This is a genomic window from Collinsella ihumii, from assembly GCF_900046475.1.
Classification (GTDB): Bacteria; Actinomycetota; Coriobacteriia; order Coriobacteriales; family Coriobacteriaceae; genus Collinsella; species Collinsella ihumii.
The window spans coordinates 42,910-57,550 of record NZ_FCOU01000013.1; the positions used below are offsets into that span (position 1 = coordinate 42,910).

Annotated in this window: 9 protein-coding genes, 1 tRNA gene and 1 pseudogene; 8 read left to right on the forward strand and 3 right to left on the reverse strand. The window is 64.0% G+C overall.

Annotation, left to right across the window (positions count from 1 at the left end):
- The first annotated feature begins 9 nt into the window (after positions 1-9).
- Positions 10-3,165, forward strand: a complete 3,156-nt coding sequence (locus tag BN3789_RS11090) for a type III restriction-modification system endonuclease (RefSeq protein WP_066834402.1) — start codon at positions 10-12, stop codon at positions 3,163-3,165.
- Positions 3,166-3,294: 129 nt separating this feature from the next.
- Positions 3,295-4,434: a tRNA guanosine(34) transglycosylase Tgt gene (gene tgt, locus BN3789_RS11095; protein WP_066834403.1), complete on the forward strand. Its 1,140-nt coding sequence runs from the start codon at positions 3,295-3,297 to the stop codon at positions 4,432-4,434.
- 240 nt (positions 4,435-4,674) lie between these two features.
- Here the strand turns inward: tgt and BN3789_RS11100 are convergent, their stop codons facing one another.
- Positions 4,675-6,072, reverse strand: a complete 1,398-nt coding sequence (locus BN3789_RS11100) for a DUF2252 domain-containing protein (protein ID WP_066834404.1) — start codon at positions 6,070-6,072, stop codon at positions 4,675-4,677.
- A gap of 244 nt (positions 6,073-6,316) precedes the next feature.
- Here BN3789_RS11100 and BN3789_RS11105 point away from each other — a divergent pair, with 244 nt between their 5' ends.
- From BN3789_RS11105 to BN3789_RS11115, 3 genes are all read left to right on the forward strand, one after another.
- Positions 6,317-7,330, forward strand: coding sequence for a sugar-transfer associated ATP-grasp domain-containing protein (locus BN3789_RS11105; RefSeq protein ID WP_066834406.1), 1,014 nt, complete (start codon positions 6,317-6,319; stop codon positions 7,328-7,330).
- Positions 7,331-7,617: 287 nt separating this feature from the next.
- A complete protein-coding gene (locus BN3789_RS11110; protein ID WP_066834407.1) occupies positions 7,618-9,048 on the forward strand; it encodes a glutamate synthase-related protein in 1,431 nt (476 codons plus the stop codon).
- Positions 9,049-9,163: 115 nt separating this feature from the next.
- Entirely contained in the window at positions 9,164-9,958 is a 795-nt protein-coding gene (locus BN3789_RS11115; RefSeq protein ID WP_066834409.1) for an LOG family protein, read from the forward strand.
- A 56-nt stretch (positions 9,959-10,014) separates the two neighbouring features.
- Here BN3789_RS11115 and BN3789_RS12485 read toward each other — a convergent pair whose 3' ends face one another.
- Positions 10,015-11,010 carry a radical SAM protein gene (locus BN3789_RS12485; protein ID WP_066834438.1) on the reverse strand — a complete coding sequence of 332 codons (996 nt, stop codon included), beginning with the start codon at positions 11,008-11,010 and terminating at the stop codon, positions 10,015-10,017.
- 60 nt (positions 11,011-11,070) lie between these two features.
- A pseudogene (locus BN3789_RS13305) lies at positions 11,071-11,616 on the reverse strand (GNAT family N-acetyltransferase); the annotation flags it as partial.
- Positions 11,617-11,892: 276 nt separating this feature from the next.
- Here BN3789_RS13305 and BN3789_RS11125 point away from each other — a divergent pair.
- The 3 genes from BN3789_RS11125 (at position 11,893) to BN3789_RS11135 (ending at position 14,578) form a co-directional block, all read left to right on the forward strand.
- Positions 11,893-11,965, forward strand: a tRNA-Ala gene (locus BN3789_RS11125).
- A gap of 634 nt (positions 11,966-12,599) precedes the next feature.
- A complete protein-coding gene (locus BN3789_RS11130) occupies positions 12,600-13,001 on the forward strand; it encodes a hypothetical protein (protein WP_066834411.1) in 402 nt (133 codons plus the stop codon).
- Positions 13,002-13,078: 77 nt separating this feature from the next.
- Positions 13,079-14,578, forward strand: a complete 1,500-nt coding sequence (locus BN3789_RS11135; RefSeq protein ID WP_066834413.1) for a nicotinate phosphoribosyltransferase — start codon at positions 13,079-13,081, stop codon at positions 14,576-14,578.
- Positions 14,579-14,641 lie beyond the last annotated feature (63 nt).

Below are 14,641 nucleotides of genomic sequence, written 5' to 3' on the forward strand. Positions count from 1 at the left end.
GTTATAACCATGGAATTCAAGTTCAGCATCCAAGAGTATCAGACGCGCGCGGCGGATTCGGTGGCGCGCGTGTTCGACGGGCAGCCCAAGGTCGAGGGACAGCAGTTCGTGCGCGATCTTGGCCGTACGCGGTTCGACACAAAGACGGGTACGGAGGCCATCCAGTATGAATCCTCGGACGGCTATCGCAACGCTCCGCTTGCGCTAGGTCCTGATGCGTTGCTGGATAACATCCACAAGATACAGGACGGCAACCTCATCGAGCGTTCCTCAGCGCTTCACCATGCACTCGGCGCCTGCGAGCTCGACGTTGAGATGGAGACGGGCACGGGCAAGACCTACGTCTACACCGAGACCATCTTCGAGCTCAATCGCCGCTACGGGTGGTCGAAGTTCATCATCGTAGTGCCGAGCGTCGCCATCCGTGAGGGCGTAGCAAAATCACTTGCCGTGACGGAACGGCACTTCGCGGAGCGTTACGGTAAGCGAATCTGGTGGTTCGTCTACAACAGCAGCCGTCTGAACGAACTCGACAGCTTCGCCAGCCGCAGCGATATCTCCGTCATGGTCATCAATATGCAGGCTTTCAACGCGTTTGATGAGTCCAAAAACAAGGAGGGCCGCGGCGGCGACAAAACGGCGCGCATCATGTTCTCCGAGCGCGATGACTTCGGCAGTCGACGCCCCATCGACGTGCTCGCCGCCACCAACCCCATCCTCATCCTCGATGAGCCGCAGAAGATGGGCAAGAAGAACAGCGCCACGCGCAAGGCAATGCAGCAGTTCAGGCCCTTGTTCTCCCTCGACTATTCCGCCACGCACGCCGAGCACCACAACGAGGTGTATGCGCTCGATGCGCTCGACGCCTACAACATGCGTCTCGTGAAGCGCATCGAGGTGAAGGGTTTTGAGGTGCGGGGTATGCGCGGGACCGATGGATACCTTTGCCTGCAGGAGATTCGCGTGAGCAAGAATCATCCTCCGGTAGCGGTAATTGAGTTCACGCGTCGCATGGCAAGCGGAAGCATGAAGCGCGCCGTGAGGCAGTTCAACGAAGGCGATGACATCTTTGTCGCCTCGGGTGAGCTCGAAGCATACCGAAACGATTTCGTGATCGCGGAGATTGTTCCCGATCAGTGGGGCGCGTTAGGCCACGTCCGTTTCCGCAACGGCGAGGAGATCTGCTGCGGTGAGGTGGTGGGCGACTCCACCGGTGAGGATCTGCGTCGTGTGCAGATTCGTGAAACGATCAAGAGCCACATCCAAAAGGAGGAGGCTCTGTACGAGCGCGGCATCAAATGCCTCTCGCTCTTCTTCATCGACGAGGTGGCGAAATACCGCGCATACGATGACGACGGCAATGAGCTCACCGTCGGATACGGGAAGGTCTTCGAGGAAGAATACGCGGCGGCGGTCCGCGAGCGCCTCAGCAATCCGCAGATTGGCGATGAGCTGCCCGGATCCTACTCGGCATATCTTTCGAGCTTTACCGCTGACCAGGTGCACAAGGGGTACTTCTCTATCGACAAGAAGGGACGTGCGGTTGACAGCAAAACCAAGCGCGGCAGCGAGGATTCAGACGACGAGAGTGCGTACGACCTCATCCTCAAGAACAAAGAACGCCTGCTCTCCTTTGACGAGCCGACGCGCTTCATCTTTAGCCATTCGGCGCTGCGCGAGGGCTGGGATAACCCCAACGTATTCCAAATCTGCACGCTCAAGGAGTCCGGTTCCGAGACGAGCAAGCGTCAGGAAGTCGGGCGCGGCATGCGCCTGTGCGTGAATCGCGATGGCGACCGTCAGGACGTTTCCGCGCTGGGCGAGAATATGGTGCAGCGGGTGAATCTCCTCACGGTGATTGCGTCCGAAAGTTATACGTCGTACGTAAAGGGCCTTCAGGACGGCATGCGAGAGGAGCTGCGCAAGCGTCCTCAAGCGGTCACCGAGCAGTACCTGCTTCGCTTCCGCATTCCAAACGAGCAGGGTATCGATATCGAATTCGATAGCTCGCAGGCGAGTATCGCACATGGATTCCTCGAGACGTTCGGCTATGTGGATAAGGACGGCGCCGTGACCGATCGCTATCGGGATGGCGGGATTCGCGATGCGGATATCGCTTCATTGCCCGAGTCGTCCCGCACGGTTATCGAGCAGACGCGCCCGCTCATAGACGCAGCGCTGGCGAGCGTGTACGACCAGTCTGTGCTCGACGGCATGTTTGAGAACGGCCTCGAGACGAAAGTGACCTCGAATCCGCTGAACGAGAACTTCGGGAGGAAGGAGTTTCAGGAACTCTGGAACCGCATCAACTTCAAGCAGGCATATACCGTGCATTTTGATGATGCGGAACTGCGGCGCAAGGCGATCGATAACATCGATCGCAGCCTGACGGTATCGAAGGTGAGCTATCGGATGATAGTCGGAGAGCAACGGGAGTCCGCACGCGAGGACGAGCTTGCCGATGGATCGCATTTCTCCGTGCATAGCAGGAAGACCATGGACCTTGCGGCATCTGCTCCCGTCAACGTGAAGTACGATTTGGTGGGCGAGGTCGCTGCGCGCGCCCACATAACCCGCAAGAGTGCGGCAGCGATTCTATCCGGTATGAGTGCGTACAAGTTCCGCATGTTCCAGGACAACCCTGAAGAGTTCATCGCCAAGGTGGCCGCCGCCATCGTGGACGAGAAGGCAGCGATGGTGGTCGAGCACATCAGCTATAACCGGCTGAGCGAGCGGTACGACTCCGCCATCTTTACCGAGGAGATGCCCGAGAACCTTTCGCGTGCCTACCATGCCCGCAAGAACGTTCAGGACTACGTGTTTCCCGATGGCTCGGCGGAGCGGTCGGTGGAGCGCCGCTTTGCAGAGGACCTCGATGCAGCGGAAGAGGTGTGCGTGTACGCGAAGCTGCCGCGCGCCTTCCAGATTCCGACGCCGGTGGGGAACTATGCGCCGGACTGGGCGATTGCGTTCAAGCGCGGCACGGTCAAGCACGTATTCTTCGTTGCGGAAACGAAGGGGTCCATGAAGAGCATGCAGCTGCGCGGGGTGGAGCGGGCGAAAATCGCATGCGCCCGTAAGCTGTTCAATAGTTTGGGCGATGCCGATGTGCGCTACGACGCCGTCGACAGCTTCGAGAGCCTGCTCGATCTTGTACGAGGATAACGTTTCGGGATGATCGGAGGGCTTGTTTCATAGTTCGGAATTGTGGAGGAGTGGGCGATAGGGATTCATCCTGCATATGTCACCATAGTAGAATGGCTGGTCGAAGCATCGCTGTAACAAGGAGGCCCCATGGACCAGAGCCTGTTCACCTACGATATCGTCGCCGAGGATCCCAAGACGCATGCGCGCGCGGGCATCCTGCACACGCCGCATGGCGATATCGAGACGCCCATCTTCATGCCGGTGGGCACCAAGGCCAACGTTAAGGGCATCCCCACCGAGACCGTGCGTGAGCTCGGTGCGCAGATCGTGCTCGCCAACACCTATCACCTGGCCATGCGTCCCGGCGAGGACCTGATCGATGAGCTCGGCGGCCTGCACACCTTCATGAACTGGCACGGGCCGATCCTGACCGATTCGGGCGGCTTCCAGGTGTTTTCCCATGGCGACGCCGTCAAGCTGACCGATGACGGCGTGCGCTTCATCGCCACCGACTACGACGGGTCGCATATCTTCTGGACGCCCGAGGACAACATGGCGATCGCCCAGAAGCTCGGATCCGACATCTGCATGCAGCTCGACCAGTGCCCGGGCTATCCGGCCACGCGCGCCTACGTCGAGCGCGCCGTGGAGCTCTCCAGCATGTGGGCGGAGCGCTGCTACGCCGCGCACACCCGTCCCGACCAGGCGCTTTTCGGCATCGTGCAGGGTGGCATGCATCTCGATCTGCGCCTGCGCTCCCTGCGCCATCTCGAGGAGTGCGGAGACTTCCCGGGCTACGGCATCGGTGGCTATTCGGTGGGCGAGGACCACGAGACGATGTTCGAGTCGCTGACGCCGCTCGCGTCCGAATACATGCCCAAGCACAAGCCCCGCTACCTCATGGGCGTGGGCAATCCCACGACGCTGGTGCGCGGCGTCGGGATCGGTATCGACATGTTCGACTGCGTGCTGCCGACGCGCACCGGGCGCATGGGCACGGCGTTCTCTCACGAGGGCCGTCTGAACTTCCGCAACGCGCGCTTTGCCCGCGACGCGGGGCCCATCGACCCGCAGTGTACCTGCCCGGTGTGCACCGGCGGCTACAGCCGTGCGCTCATCCGCCACATGGTGACGCAAAAGGAGATGCTCGGCGGCATCCTGCTGTCGATGCACAACATCTATTTCCTGCTAGACCTCATGCGCCGTGCGCGCCAAGCCATCATCGACGGCCGCTATGCCGAGTTCCAGCAGGAGTGGATGGACAGCCCCGCCGCCCAAGATTACTGATCGATATTTCCCGAGGAGAGGACCGATCAGCTCGCGCCTTCCTCCTCGGGATGGGGGCGAAGAGGGGCCGATGACACAAAACGGGCTGTTTGGCACGCTAACTCCTTTTACAGACCCCCTTTAGCGTGCCAAACGGTCCGCTCTGTGTCACGGGCCCCCGCGTCGTCCTTCGCGGAAGACGCGGGGGCGCGTTTGGGCGATGGCGCCGCCGTGTGCGGAAATGAATCGATCGACGTCTCGCTAGGATAGCAGGCGTTCGCAGAAGAGCCGGTAGTCGGCCTCGTTTTGGTCTGCGTAGGCCTGCGAGAACTCCCAGAGCGCATCGTCGAAGGCGTTTCCGTCTCCCAGATACGCCGCGATGGCCACGCCGTCCCCGGTGCGCGCGTGCGCGTGCGCGAGCGCCCAGGCGCACAGGCGCGCTGTGCTGGCAAGGCCCTCCTCGCCGATCTTCTCGAGGTCGATCGAGCCCTTGCCGTTCCACAGCTGGCGTACGTAGTAGTCGCGCGTGCGACCGCAGGGAAGCTCGATGCCCGTCCATCCGAGCAGGATGTCGCTGGTCGATTGGATGAGCTTCTGCCCCTGGACGACGCGCTCGCCGTGGGACGAGAACGGGGTGGCGCGATAGAACCGCTCGACCACCGACGTCCCCGCCTCCTTGATCTGCAGAACCAGCGGATCGTCTCGGTCCTTGCCGTGCAGCAGCGCCACCCAGGCGCGGGTTCCCACGCTGCCCACGCCGACGACCTTGCGCGCGATGTCGTCGGGACGGTACCGGTTGACCAGGCAGCGCTTGTCATACGAAAGGTTGTCGAGGTAGCCGGCGTACAGCGCCCCGATGCGGCGGGCCACCTCGGCACTGTCGGCCCCTTCGAACCGGCCGAGGTCGTCGAGCGGGACGAGCTCGGGCGGCTCGCTGAGAAAGCGCATCGTCCCGTCCTCGCGGCAGCGGGCGAGCCTGTCGGCCGCCCGGACGTTGTCCTTTGCGCGCGCCTTCTCTATGGCGCGGCGGAGCGTCTTGCTCTGCTTGCCGTTGAGCTCCTCCTCAAACTGGCCGACGGTCTGCTCGACATCGAGATGTGCGTACCAGATATCGAGCTCGCGCATCTCGGCGAAGCGCGCCATGTTCTTGCGGTACGCCTTGGCGCAGGCGCGCACGGCATCCTCTCGCTCCGACGGGTCGAAGCCTCGGTCGCGCCCGCAGATCTCGACACTCGCGGCGAGGCGCTTGATATCCCATTCCCACGGGCCGGGAGCGGTCTCGTCGAAATCGTTGATGTCGAAGACCAGGTGCCTGGTGGGACTCGAGAAGATCCCGAAGTTCGCGATGTGCGCGTCGCCCACGCACTGGACCTCGATGCCGGTGCTCGGCGTGCTCGCCAGGTCGTGCGCCATGATGATGGCGCTGCCGCGATAGAACGTGAAGGGGGATGCCCCCATGCGCTCGTAGCGCAGCCCGATGAGCTCCTGGACGCGCTCGGAGGACTGCTCTTCGATCAGGTCGATGACCTCGTCGCGGTGCTCCTCGACAGTCCAGGCCCCGTGCGAGGAGCGGGGGCATGCCTCGCGCGCGGCGCGTCCGCGCTCGCGGCGGGTGAGGTCGTCTCCGCGCTGGCGGCGGTCGGGTGTCGTCTTGGGCATGGCGGGCTCCTTTCTTCTGGGAGATGCCGGTCGGCCCTGCGCGTCCGTCGGCGCCGTACCGGGCGCGCGGACACCTGGCCGATGGTCCCCTCGGCATCATTGTTGCACGTCATCGTTGCAGCGTGATCGCGCTTTTCAATCATCTGTGGAGGGGTCCCATATTACGGCTCTCCATGCAAGGCGGTGTGCGAGCTGAGCTATACTCAACAAGCTATTGATTTGCAGATCTGAGGGAGGGGCCGGCATGGGTCGTCTCGGATATATCTTTCGCTGTATCGCCCATATGGATTACGGTGCGCTGTTCGATACGGTGAGCCGCGTGCACGAGAAGAACCGCAAGAACCGCGCCTGGCTGTTCTTCGATATCGTCAAATGCGGCTTCAAGTTCGGCGCGGGCTATAAGGACTACGACCTGCTCGAGTTCTACAACATGGACGATGCCCACCGCGCGACCTTCGTGACGCGCGGCGTCAACAACACCATCGTGCGCATGCTGAACGACCCCGAGTACTACCACTGCATCGACGACAAGTTCGAGTTCTACACCAACTTCTCCGACTACCTGCACCGCGGGTGGCTGCACTTCTCGGCATGCCCCAAGGAGGACTTCATCGCCTTCATGGCCGATCGCGACCAGATCATGGCCAAGCCGAGCGACAAGTCTTGCGGCCAGGGCGTCGAGAAGCTCAAGAAGGCGGATTTCGATTCACTTGACGCCATGTACGACTACCTGAAGCGCGCCGATATCGACCTGGTCGAGGACGTTGTTGTCCAGCATCCCGCCATGGCCGCCATCAATCCCGGTTCGGTGAACACCATCCGCGTCTATACCATCCTAGCCGACGGCGAGCCGCACGTGATCTACGCGTGCATCCGCATGGGTAACTCCGACCGACCGGTGGACAATATCAACGCGGGCGGCATGTATTCGGTGGTCGATCTGGAGACCGGCAAGATCGCCGGTCCCGCCTGCGACAAGAACTACCATGTCTACGAGCGCCATCCGCGTACGGGCACCCTGCTGACCGGCTACCAGATCCCGCTGTGGGACCAGGTCATGAACCTGTGCCTCAAGGCGGCGACGCGCATCCCGCAGATGGGTTATGTGGGCTGGGACGTGGCCATCACCGAGGACGGCCCGCTGTTCATCGAGGCCAACAACCTGCCGGGCCACGACGCCTTCCCGCAGATGCCCTCGCAGGCGCCCGACCATATCGGGTTCAAGCCCGAGTTCCAGAAGTACCTCAAGGGGCTGTAGTACGACGTCTGTCGATCTGCTTTGCGTGCCTTTTTTGGGTCTCGTTGCGTTCTTCTCGCATCGATCTCGCGCAGGTGGTCGTCGGGCGCGGGAGCTTCTGATCGATGTTTCGCGTAAGCGGCGTCCCAAGAGGGGCGCCGCTATCGTTTTCTGCCCCGTCGAGCCGTGCCAGGTCCGCCGACGACGTCTTGCCGAGCCGGATGCGCCGCTGGTGGAAGGCCTTGTTGAGAATGAGTCCCGATATATTACGATGGCTGTGATGATCGCCCCGAAACGAGGGAGGAACCATGGCCAAGTACCGGTGTCCCATGTGCGGTTGGGTGTACGACGAGCAGGCGGAGGGGGCTCCTTTCTCGGAGCTCGAGCGCTGCCCCATGTGCGGGGCGCCTGCGGCCGAATTCTATCCGGTGGAGGATGACGGGGTGACGCCCGCGCCCGTCGATCCCGCGCCGGCACCTGTCTCCGCCTCCGTGCCGAAGGAGGCGGGAGGGTCGCTTGCCATTCCGGCCGAGCTGCGGAGGGTCGATCCTGCCATCCGCCATATGGACACCATCCACGCGCTCGCGGAGCACGGGCGCATCCCGGACGGGGCCATGGCGACGACGCTGCCGCTGCCACGCTGGGAGGACATCTTGGTGCTCGGTGCCCAGCTGTCGCCCATGCCGCTCGCCGACGGCGCCCCGGTCGATATCGGCTGCACCATCGGGCCCAAGGCCGACCGCCCGCTTGCTCTCGAAGGCCCCGCGTTCGTGTCGCACATGTCATTCGGCGCCCTGTCGCGTGAAGCCAAGATCGCCCTTGCCCGCGGAGCCGCCGCAGCGGGCACCGCAACCTGTTCGGGCGAGGGCGGCATCTTGCCCGAGGAGCTTGCCGAGGCGGGCGGCCGCTACATCTTCGAGTTCGCCCCGTTGCGCTACTCGGTTACCGATGAGAACCTGCGCGCCGCCGGTGCGGTCGAGATCAAGATCGGCCAAGGGACCAAGCCCGGTATGGGCGGGCATCTGCCGGGCGAGAAGGTTACCGAGGAGATCGCGCGCATCCGCGGGCGCCGGCCGGGGGAGGACATCGTGTCGCCCTCGACCATACCGGGCGTGGAGACCATTGACGACCTGCGGATGCTCGTCGACGAGCTGCGCGAGCGGAGCTGCGGTGCGCCGATCGGCATCAAGCTCGCAGCGGGCCATATCGAGCGCGATGTGGCGTCGGCCGTCCTCGCGGGTGCCGACTTCATCACCATCGACGGTCGCGGCGGGGCGACGGGCGCCTCGCCGGTCATGCTGCGCGACGCGAGCTCGGTGCCCACCATCTTCGCGCTTGCGCGCGCCCGCCGCTGCCTGGACGAGCTTGGCTCTTCGGCGAGCCTGATCATCACCGGCGGGCTGCGGGTCGCCTCCGATATCGTCAAGGCCCTCGCCATGGGTGCCGACGCCGTGGCGCTGGCGAGCGCCTCGCTTATGGCGCTCGGTTGCCAGCAGTACCGCATCTGCGGCAGCGGCATGTGCCCCATGGGCATCGCCACGCAGGATCCGGAGCTGCGCGCTCGTCTGGACGTGGATGCGGGCGCGCGCCGCGTGGAGAACTTCTACCGCGCGACCTTCGATGACCTGCGGATGTTCTGCCGGGTGACGGGGCATCCGTCCATCTCTGAGCTGGGCCTCGACGACCTGGTGACAACCGACGCCGGTATCGCTGAGCGCTGCGGCATCGCGCGCGCATAAGCAAAGGGGCGGGCCCGCCGTTGCGGTGGGTTGAGCGCGCTTGTACGGGGAATACTGAGGGCATGCGGCATCCGTGCGTTGTCGCATGCCCCGTTTCCTGTTGCGAGGAGGCCCCATGTCCGACGACAGCGCGCGTACCGATTCCATGACGCCTGAATCCTCCACGGGTGCGAAAGGCGCCCCGTTTACCAACACCTATTACAAGGGTCCGGTCATCCTGCGCGGCCCGATGATTCCAACCGAGACCACGACTGGAAAGCTGCTGGCATCCGAAGATTCCACCGATTGGCTTCACATGGACCCATGGCGCGTGATGCGCATCCAGGCGGAGTTCGTCGACGGGTTCGGCGCCTTGGCGGAATTGGGTCCTGCGGTCTCCGTGTTCGGCTCCGCGCGCACACCGCGCACCGACCCTATGTACAAGGCGGCGCGCCGGGCAGGAAAGCTCATCGCAGCCCGCGACGTCGCGGTGATCACGGGCGGCGGGCCGGGCATCATGGAGGCCGCCAACCGCGGGGCGGCGGTGGCGGGCGGCACGTCGGTCGGCTTGGGCATCGAGCTGCCTCACGAGCAGGAGCTCAACGCCTGGGTCAACCTGGGCATGACGTTTCGGTACTTCTTTGTGCGGAAGACCATGTTCGTGAAGTACTCCTCGGGCGCCATCGTGTTCCCCGGCGGATTCGGCACGCTCGACGAGCTCTTCGAGTTGCTCACGCTCGTGCAGACCCATAAGGTCAAGCGCGTGCCCGTGGCCCTCGTGGGAACGGACTACTGGCGGGGCCTGTTCGATTGGATCACCGGCACCATGCTCGAAGAGGGCAACATCTCGCAGCTCGACCCCTCGCTCATGCAGATTACCGACGATGTCGAGCAGGCGGTGGACGTAGCCGTGTCGGGCATCGCGCGGTAGGGCCTGGCGCCGTGATCGCGCGAAGGCGGCCGGCGCGGAACGGATCAATCGGTGTACTACGCCCGCGGCAGGATGGGGCCGTCCGCCGCCCTAAGGACGCCCGTCGTGTCGAATGCGGGGGTGAAGCTTTCGCTCACGGCTCCGCCTTCCTGCCAGAAAACCGTGCTGAAGCCCAGGTCGTCGGCATGGGCGAGCACCATCTCGTACTCCTCGTCCGTGACGGCGCGCGCCAAGGCGCCGCCATCCGAGCGCATCCGCTCGTTGGGGGTGTATTGGTTCATGACCGAGATGGGCACATCGCCCGCAGCGTTCCATATGAGGTCGAGCACGCGGCATGAGTCGTCTGCGTGCCCCGGCAGCACAAGATGGCGCACGATGATGCCCTGCTGCATGATGCCGTCCTCGTTGTAGACGATGCCGCCGCGCGCGGCAACCTGCGCCGCCATGCGGGCTAGGGCGCGTGCCGCCTGCTCGGGATAGTCCGGCACGTGGGAGAGCTCCCGGCCCAGCGAGGCGTCTGCGTACTTGAAGTCGGTAAGCCAGACGTCCACGATGCCGTCGAGTTCCCGCACCGCCTCGGTGCGCTCGTATCCGCTCGTGTTGTATACGATGGGGATATGGAGGCCCCGGGCGCGTGCGGCCTTGAGGGCGCCGGGCAGCAGATGCGCAAAGTGCGTCGCGGTCACCAGGTTGATGTTGAGTGCGCCCTGGTCTTGTAGCTCGAGCATGATCTCCGCCAGCCGCTGCTCGGGCACGTCGATACCGAAATTGCCCGTCGAGATCTCGTGGTTTTGGCAGTAGATGCACTTGAGGGGGCATCCGCTGAAGAAGATGGTTCCTGAGCCCTCCTCGCCCGATATCGGAGGCTCCTCCCATAGGTGGAGGGCTGCGCGGGCGAGCCTGAGGGTGGACCCTGCACCGCACACGCCGGTAGCGTCGGCGGTGCGGTCCGCGCGGCAACGGCGGGGGCAGAGCTCGCACGAAGCGAGCGACGCGGGGGCCAGCAGCGCGCGATCGGCGTTCGGGGCGGGGTCGTCCAGGTCGAGTTCCATCAGATGGGCGGGAAGCATGAGCCCGCCGCCGTAATCGAGCGTGAAGACGCCGTGGTCTGTAAAGCCGCGGGACGCGTAGAGGTCGACAGCCGGCTGGTTGTGGGCGATGACGTCGAGGCGGATGGAGCGCATGCGCCGTGCGCGCGCCGTGCGGATCGCGGCGTTGACGAGCGCGGCGCCGATGCGACGGCCCCGGGCGTCGGGATCGACGGCGAGCAGGTGAATGCAGGCGATGCGGTTCGCGGGTTCCGCGATAAGCCAGGGGATCTGGCCGTATTGGGGGTCCTGGCTCGTGTCGAGGACGAAGGCGCCGAGGATTGCGCCGCTTGCGTCCTCGGAATCGTCCACGGCGATAAAGAGGTCGCCCGCCTCGATGGCCGCGGAAAGATCGTTGGCGGTCGGGTGGAACTCCATGTCCCAATGGGCGTTGTAGGGGGAGGTGCGCATGGAGTGCACAACGCGTTCATACACATGGAGTACCGGTGTGCTGTCGGCTGTGACGGCGGGGCGAACGATCATACGAAACACCTCTTCACATGAAAAAGCGCCGGTCAGGCGCTTAAAGAGCCTTGATACAGGCGTGTGCTTCCATCTTCCACCACACATCGATACAAGTCAAGACTGGTAATGCGAACGGCGTGCTTTATGATAAAGATGTCCCGCCCCACGCGGAGCAACTGGGTGAACCGTCGAGTTTATTTAGGGAGCCCACACAGTCGCGCCTAGTACAGGTATCCTTCGTTGTTAAGGACGCTGGAACGGACGATGAGGGCACCCACCTTGTAGAGGTGGGTTCATTTTCGTGAAGCGTGGGGCGGCCCATTTTTTGCCAAGTTTGTTGTTGACAGCGAAGATTTGCTTGCTATCATAAACACTTGTCTCGGGGACGTAGCTCAGCTGGGAGAGCGCTGCCGTCGCATGGCAGAGGCCGAGGGTTCGATTCCCTTCGTCTCCACCCTTGATTCGCCAAGAGCTCCTACGCAGGTAGGGGCTCTTTTTCGTTACCGCCGCAGGGGAATCGAACCCCGTTCGGGGCGCGGAGCGTGTGAACGGCGGAGCCGTTCGCCGCGCAGCGCGCGAGGCCGCGTCAGCGGCCGAAGCGGATGCGGCCGCGCAGCGACCGCGGATTCCCTTCGTCTCCACCCTTGATTCGCCAAGAGCTCCTACGCAGGTAGGGGCTCTTTTTCGTTGCCGCCGCAGGGGAATCGAACCCCGTTCGGGGCGCGGAGCGTGTGAACGGCGGAGCCGCATCTCCGCGCAGCGCGCGAGGCCGCGTACGCGGCGGATTGATGGTACGCTATAGGAACGCAGCCTCGTCCACGGTACGCTATAGGAACGCTTTCGGGTGAAAAACGTGCCTATACCGTACAGTCAACAAGGCAGCGTTCCTATAGCGTACTTTCGATTCGGACCGATCCATGGGGCGCGCGATGGGATGCGCGTGAAAAGTGCCCCCAGGGCGGGTCTCAACCGACATCGGCCATCCAAATCAGCGCGTCCCTACGCGAACACCTCAGATGGGAAACGGGTATACTTCTGCAGATATACCAGTCCCGGTTGTTCGGATGATATTGAATCGGAGGCCTGTCATGGCCGATCAGAATAGCACCCCGCTTACCGACGAGGAGCGCGCCGAGCTCGAGGCCCTGCGCGCGGAGAAGGCCGCCCGCGAGGAGGCCGAGCGCGCCCGCAAGGAGCGCGCCGAGCTCGAGGCCCTGCGTGCGGAGTCCAAGAAGGCGGAGCAGGCAGAGCCCGCCTCCGCTCCCGCCCCCGCACCCGCACCTCAGCCGAAGCGCCAGGCACCGGCCCCGCGCCCTGCAGACCACGAGCCCCGCACGTTCGGCCAGCGCATGGTCATGACGCCCGAGGAGACTGACGACGACGGCATTCCCAAGATGCCTCCCGCCCAGAAGATCATCATCCTTATCGTCATGGTGTGCTTCATCGGCGGCGGCATCTACATCTGGCTTTCCAATTCCGGCCTCATCTAGCAACACATAAGCCGCTGCGCGCCGGCAGCGCCCGCCACGGGGCGCACATGCGCGTTCATCACGGTAAAGGAGCAATCATGGCTTTGACAGATGCGTCGCGCCCGACCGATATCACGATGCTCACCGACCTGTATGAGTTGACGATGGCCCAGGGCTTTTGGGAGAACGGCAAGCAGGACGAGCAGGCGTGCTTCACGGCCTTCTACCGCGATCATCCTTTCGGCAGCGAATACGCGGTGATGTGCGGTTCGGCCGAGCTCGCTGACCTGGTGGAGAGCTTCCGCTTTACCGATGAGGACATCAGCTACCTGGCGAGCCTGTCCGCACCTGCCGGCGGCAGCCTGTTCAGCCCCTCGTTCTTGAACTACCTGCGCGATTTCAGGCCCCATGTGGACATCGACGCGGTGCCCGAGGGCGAGTTGGTGTTCCCGCGTGAGCCCATGGTGCGCGTGAGCGGCTCCATGTTCGAGTGCCAGCTGCTCGAGACGGCGCTGCTCAACACAATCGGCTTCGAGACGCTCGTGGCCACCAAGACGGCGCGTGTCGTCGCGGCGGCCAAGGGAAGGCCGGTCGCGGAGTTCGGCCTGCGCCGCGCGCAGGGTCCCGACGGCGGCATGGCCGTCGCGCGCGCAAGCTACGTCGCGGGCTGCGCTTCGACCTCGAACGTGCTCGCGGGGCGCAAGTACGGCATCCCCGTGTCGGGCACGCATGCGCACAGCTGGGTCATGACGTTCGATTCCGAGCTCGAGGCGTTTCGCGCCTTCGCGAGCTCGAGTCCCAAGAACTGCACGCTGCTGATCGATACCTATGATGTGCGCGAGGGCGTCGAGAACGCCATCGTCGTGGCGAAGGAGATGGAGGCGCGCGGCGAGCGCCTGGCGGGCATCCGCATCGATTCGGGCGACCTGGCCAAGCTCTCGGCCTATGTCCGCAACCGTTTCGACGAGGAGGGGCTCGACTACGTCAAGATCATCGTGTCCAACGACCTGGACGAGTACACCATCCAGTCGTTGCTCAACCAGGGCGCGCCGGTCGACAGCTTCGGCGTGGGCACCAAGCTCGCGACCTGCTACGACCAGCCCGCGCTCGGCTGCGTCTACAAGCTCGCCGCGCATCGCGCCTCGGCCGATGACCCGTGGACGCCGGTGCTCAAGCTCTCCGAGCAGCCGTACAAGCGCACGATTCCCGGCATCCAGAAGGTCCGCCGCTATGTGGACGAGACGGGCAGCCCGGTGTGCGACATGATCTATGACGAGTCCTACATCGAGGGCGACGGCACAACGCTCGTGGCCGTGAACGACGCGGCGCTCGTCACGAGCGTGCGCGACCTTTCGTACCATGAGCTGCTGCAGCCCGTGGTGCGCGACGGCGCCGCGGCGGCTCCCCGCGAGTCGATCGAAGCCGCCCGCGCGCGCTGCAAGGACGCGCTCGATGCGCTCGACCCCGTGTACAAGCGCTTCCTGTACCCGCAGTCCTACATGGTGAGCATGGAGCGCGGCCTTGCCCGCGTGCGCGACGAGCTGGTGCGCGAGCGCATGGCGGCGAGCAGCTCTGCTATCCCGTGGAAGCGCATCTAGTTCGAAGAGGAGACGACGGGGCGGCTCTTGTCGACGTGGGCGGACATGCGCTTGTCCGCAAGA